Source organism: Oleiphilus sp. HI0080 (assembly GCF_001635135.1).
On record NZ_LWFU01000351.1, the window covers coordinates 1 to 5,348 of the forward strand.

5 protein-coding genes are annotated in these 5,348 nt (G+C 46.1%); all 5 read right to left on the reverse strand.

Annotated elements, in window-relative coordinates; translation table 11 throughout:
* Positions 1-527 (reverse strand): ATP-binding cassette domain-containing protein (locus tag A3751_RS05065; RefSeq protein WP_068452964.1); only part of this gene is annotated, 527 nt, incomplete at its 3' end.
* Positions 520-1,785, reverse strand: coding sequence for a high-affinity branched-chain amino acid ABC transporter permease LivM (locus A3751_RS05070; RefSeq protein WP_197466187.1), 1,266 nt, complete (start codon positions 1,783-1,785; stop codon positions 520-522). The genes A3751_RS05070 and A3751_RS05065, both read right to left, overlap by 8 nt.
* Positions 1,785-2,711, reverse strand: a complete 927-nt coding sequence (gene livH, locus A3751_RS05075; RefSeq protein ID WP_068452970.1) for a high-affinity branched-chain amino acid ABC transporter permease LivH — start codon at positions 2,709-2,711, stop codon at positions 1,785-1,787. Before livH ends, A3751_RS05070 begins: the two co-directional genes overlap by 1 nt.
* A gap of 75 nt (positions 2,712-2,786) precedes the next feature.
* Positions 2,787-3,902, reverse strand: a complete 1,116-nt coding sequence (locus A3751_RS05080; protein WP_068452974.1) for a branched-chain amino acid ABC transporter substrate-binding protein — start codon at positions 3,900-3,902, stop codon at positions 2,787-2,789.
* Positions 3,903-4,074: 172 nt separating this feature from the next.
* Positions 4,075-5,348, reverse strand: a 1,274-nt coding sequence (locus A3751_RS22635; RefSeq protein WP_068452977.1) for a hypothetical protein, incomplete at its 5' end; no start/stop codon positions are given.

Genomic DNA, 5,348 nt, shown 5'->3' on the forward strand with positions numbered 1-5,348 from the left:
AGAAGTTTAGGTTCTGTTACCATACATCGAGCAATCTCAAGTCGGCGCTGTTGCCCATACGAGAGATTTCCTGCTTCACGATTTGCCACTTCCATTAAGCCGACTTTCTCGAGCCAATACTTGGCGCGCGTCATGGCTTGCTCTTCTGACTTTTTGTAGCCAGGTGTTTTAAACAATCCTGAAAAAATATTCGTATTTACGTGACGATGTTGTGCAACCAACAAGTTTTCGATAACGGTCATGTTGTTAAATAAACGCACATGTTGGAAGGTTCTGACCATGCCTTTCAATGAGATTTTAAAGTCAGGCAGGGTTTGCACTTCTTCACCCATAAATTCTACGACGCCGGAGGTGGGCGTATAAAATCCACTGAGGCAGTTGAATACGGTCGTTTTCCCCGCGCCATTTGGCCCGATGATGGAGACGATCTCGCCTTCATCAACTTTCAGATTAACGCCATTAACAGCAACAAGGCCGCCAAACTGCATCTTTAGGTCGGATACATTAAGTAGAGTTTGATTAGTCATTTGCCAACTCCATGTGCGGGCGCTTGGAGGGGAGTAAACCCTGAGGACGCCAAACCATCATCAATACCATCATCAAACCAAACATCAACATTCTGTATTCTTGGAACTCCCGAGCAATTTCAGGAAGAACGGTCATAGCAACGGCGGCCAATATCACGCCTAGCTGAGACCCCATTCCGCCGAGCACAACGATTGCCAAAATAATTGCTGACTCAATAAACGTAAACGATTCAGGAGAGATAAAGCCTTGTCGGGCCGCAAAGAAGCAACCGGCAAAACCAGCAAATGCCGCACCAATCGTGAAGGCTGAGAGTTTTATAATTGTTCGATTCATTCCAAGCGAGCGACAAGCAATTTCATCTTCACGTAGTGCTTCCCAAGCCCGTCCAACAGGCATTCGAACTAAACGTCGAATGACGAACACGGTAAATACAACAAGAATTACCGCAAGTAGGTACAAGAAGATGACTTTGTAAGAGCTATCGTAAGGGATACCCATTACTTCATGGAAGAGCGTGTTGCCTTCTTCTTTGACTCGACGACCAAACTCCATTCCGAAAAGGGTTGGTTTATCGATTCCGCCAATCCCATTTGGTCCGCCGGTTACAGATGTGCTGTTCAAGAGAACAATACGAATGATCTCGCCAAAGCCAAGAGTCACAATGGCTAGGTAATCTCCACGTAAGCGTAATACCGGGAAGCCGAGTAGAAAGCCGAACAAAGCCGCCATTAGACCGCCTATCGGCAAGGCGACCCAAAAGGAGAGGCCAAAATATTCAGAAAGAAGTGCATAGCTGTACGCCCCGACTGCATAAAAGGCGACATAACCTAGGTCAAGTAAGCCGGCAAGGCCAACCACAATGTTTAGACCAAGACCGAGCATCACATATATTAGTACCAGTGTTGCAAGGTCGATTGAACCACGACTAACAAAGAAAGGCCAAATGATCGCAAGGGCAACCAAAGCGATGGTAAACCACTTTTCTACGCTGTTCTTTTTTGATTGAGGAAGATCACTATAAAGATGACCAACTTCGGGTGTCGGGATATGGCTGAAGACACCCATAATCTTGTCGTGAAACAGCTGAAAGAAGAACACTATTGCAACGGCAGCCGCGATGTAAGTAAAGGTGGTTGTATCGGCTCCTTCGATAGACATGCTTGTCCCGCCGGTAACAAGGTTCAAACCCAGCAGTGGAAACGAAACGATAAACGTAATAATGGCCGAGAAAATGGCGTGATTTAGATTAGCGCGCATCATACTTTCTCCACCTCTTGTTTGCCGAGTAAGCCCGTTGGCTTAAACAAAAGGATGAGTACGAGCAAGCTAAACGACACCGCGTCTTTCCACTCGGAGCTAATATATGCAGCGGTTAGGCTTTCTGTTAATCCAAGAATAATGCCACCAAGCATCGCACCAGGGATGCTGCCGATACCGCCTAGTACCGCTGCAGTAAATGCTTTTAAGCCAGCAATAAAACCAATATGCGGATTTGCAACGCCGTAGTAGAGACCCAGCAATAAGCCGGCGACTGCAGCGAGTGCTGCGCCGATCACAAAGGTCACTGAAATGACTCGATTGGTATTGATGCCAAGCAGGTTGGCCATTTTCAAATCCTCTGCAACGGCGCGGCAAGCTCGACCTAATCGTGACTTTGAGATAAAGAGAGTGAGAGCGCTCATGCAAATGAAGGTCATGACGAAAATGATCAGTTGCATATATGATAGTGAGGCTTGGAAACCATCAGAACTTCCAAAGGTCCAGCCGCCGGTAATGATGGGTGGTATCGCCACATCACGTGCACCTTGAGCGAGAACAACATAGTTTTGCAGAAAGATTGACATACCGATAGCAGAAATAAGTGGAATTAGTCTGTTAGCGCCGCGAAGAGGGCGGTAGGCGGTCCTCTCAATTGCCCAGCCAAAGGAGCTGGAAACAATAATTGCCACGATAAGAGCGGCTGCCAAGATAAGCGGCACAAACTCTACGCCAAGCATGCTTAGTCCTGCTATCACCACAAAACTGACATAGGTTCCGATCATGTAAACTTCGCCATGCGCAAAGTTAATCATGCCAATAATGCCGTACACCATGGTGTAGCCGATTGCGATTAGCGCATAGGTGCTGCCTATAGTCAGACCGTTTAAAATCTGTTGTACAAAATATAAAAATGCTTCGAGCATCTTTCCCTACCTTTTTTAACAAAAAAAACACCTGCCATTGGCAGGTGTTTTCATTATTTTAGATGCAAACGCTGTTTACTTGGCTTCAGTTTTAGAGCCGTCTGCATGCCAGTTGTAAACAACAAAGTTGAACTCTTTCAAGTCGCCTTTTTCGTCAAATTCAATTTCACCAGTCGGTGTATTGAAAGTCATCTCACGCATTGCTTTCTGAATAGCGTCCGTGTCAGTGCCGCCCGTTTTCGCCATCGCATCAGCCATCACTTGAACCGCTGAGTAGGAGGTCAATACGAAAGCACCACTTGGATCCTGCTCTTTGTCTTTGAAGGCCTGAACAAGGTCAGCATTTGCTGGGTTCTTGTCGAAGCTTGGTGGCAGTGTCACTAAAAGACCTTCGGAAGCTTCACCCGCAATCGCGTTGATGTCGTTGTTGCCAACACCCTCTGGACCCATGAATTGCGCTTTGAAGCCTTTCTCAGCAGATTGGCGCAAAATTAGACCAAGCTCTGGATGATAACCGCCGTAGTAAACGAAATCGACATTCGCTTTTTGAAGTTTTGCAATAAGTGACGAGAAGTCTTTATCGCCAGAGGTGACGCCTTCAAACATCACAACGTTAATACCTTTGCTCTCTAGCGTCTCTTTTACCGACGTAGCGATACCTTCACCGTATTGTTGCTTGTCGTGTATGACGGCAACATTGGCAGGCTTAATTTTGTCAGCAATGTAGTTGCCAGCAACGGGGCCTTGGTGGCTGTCTAGACCGATGGTACGAAATACCATTTGATAGCCGCGGGTAGTGATGTCTGGGCTTGTCGATGCCGCAGTAACCATTAGAACACCTTCGTCTTCATATACGTCAGATGCTGGTTGAGTTGAGCTCGAACATAGGTGGCCAACCACGAAGCTGATACCGTCGTTAACGACTTTGTTTGCAACTGCTACAGCTTGCTTTGGATCGCACGCATCATCGTAAACAACCCCTTCAAGCATCTGACCGTTCACGCCGCCGGCTTCGTTTATCTTTTCGATCGCCATCTTTGAGCCGATCATTTGCATGTCACCGTACTGAGCAACAGGGCCCGTAACAGGTCCCGCTAAAGCAATTTTGATGTTGTCTGCACTTGCCATGCTTGCAGCACCTGCAAGGAGAGCGGCTGCACTAAGCTTTAAAAATTTTTTTTGTGAGCTCATTAATTTTATACCTTAAAGAAGCGAGGAGGACTCGCAATATTGAATTTTATTGGGGACCAAAATCGACTGCATCAGTCGCCCTAGACCACCAATATTACAAAGAATAGCGTGCCTAGGGACGTTTGGATTGCGATATGAGATAAATAATCTTAAAGATTATCCATTTCGTCAGCTAGCCTTGTTGGAGAATCTTTCTCCATGGGCTGATTAGAGAGGAGTTGTTGACAGATTGGCGCCAAACCTTGTCCGCGATTCCGTCGTTATTATGGTCTTCTGCAGCTAGAATACGGTTTCCGTCTTCGTCGTACCTATATTGAACGCGTACGTTGATCTTGCCATCTCCATTTGTATCTTTGCGCACTTCCTTTCTTCTGTCCTGGCTATCGTACACGTAGGTTTCTTTGAGCTTTAGGCGGTAATTTGCATCAAGCACAAAGAACTCTTTTACGAGTTTGCCGGAGTAAGTGAATAGACTTGTTTCTGATGGCGTGGCATTTTCGTCGACGCTAATATTGAATGATTTACGATTGCCGTCTTCATCATATACGTAGGCGATGATTAAATTAGGGACCCCATCATTATTTTCATCTTCCGTGTGGGTAGCTTGCTTACCATCCGAGAAGTAAGACGCCGTGGTCTTAATGTCGATAGAGCCATTGCCATCTTTATCGATGTTGGTTTCGACTAACTGGCTGTTCATATCATAGGAGTAGTACGTGACGCGTTCTGCCTGTCCGTCGCCATCTTCGTCAAAAGAAAACTCTGTAACTTGGCCGTTGCTGTATGCATAGGTCTCTGCAGAAGTACGCCCATCTCCATAGCGGGTTAGCCGTTCGATAAGCTGTTTCGCTGAGTTGTAGGACAACGTTTCGGTTGTATTTAGCTTGGAGTTGCTTGTTTCTACTAATAAGTTGTTTTCGTAGCGATATGTCTTTGTAATGTTGATAAGACCATCACCATTGGTGTCGATCTCTTCCAAAATGACATTTCCTACTTCATCGTACTCGAAGTTTGTCGAGAACTTGCTCTGAAGACCAGATGACCCAGTTGTTCCAGCTGCAGCGCTAGCTTGGATTTCTATTCCTAAGCTTGAGTAAAGATGGGTTGCAATGTTCTCCAAATCAACAGGCTCACTGCTCAATCCCAGAGCCTCACGGATCGATCGCATGTTCGATTTTTGGTTAAAGTCGATCGCTTTGTACTCGCCAAAATCTAAAGTTAAGTCTGTGAGCACGGCGTCAGCATTACCGAGGTCAATGCCATTGTCAGGGTTTTGATCTGCATCTAGATTTTGCAGTAGTGATGCAATGTTGAGTGCTTTATCAAGCGTTTGGACGGATTTCCCATTAAAGAGCGCAGAGGTAATGATCCTTTCTTTTTCAGGAGGTTCGACACTGTATAAGCTGAAAGGCGTGACTGTTGCGCTGCCAGGCGTCGAACCAATAG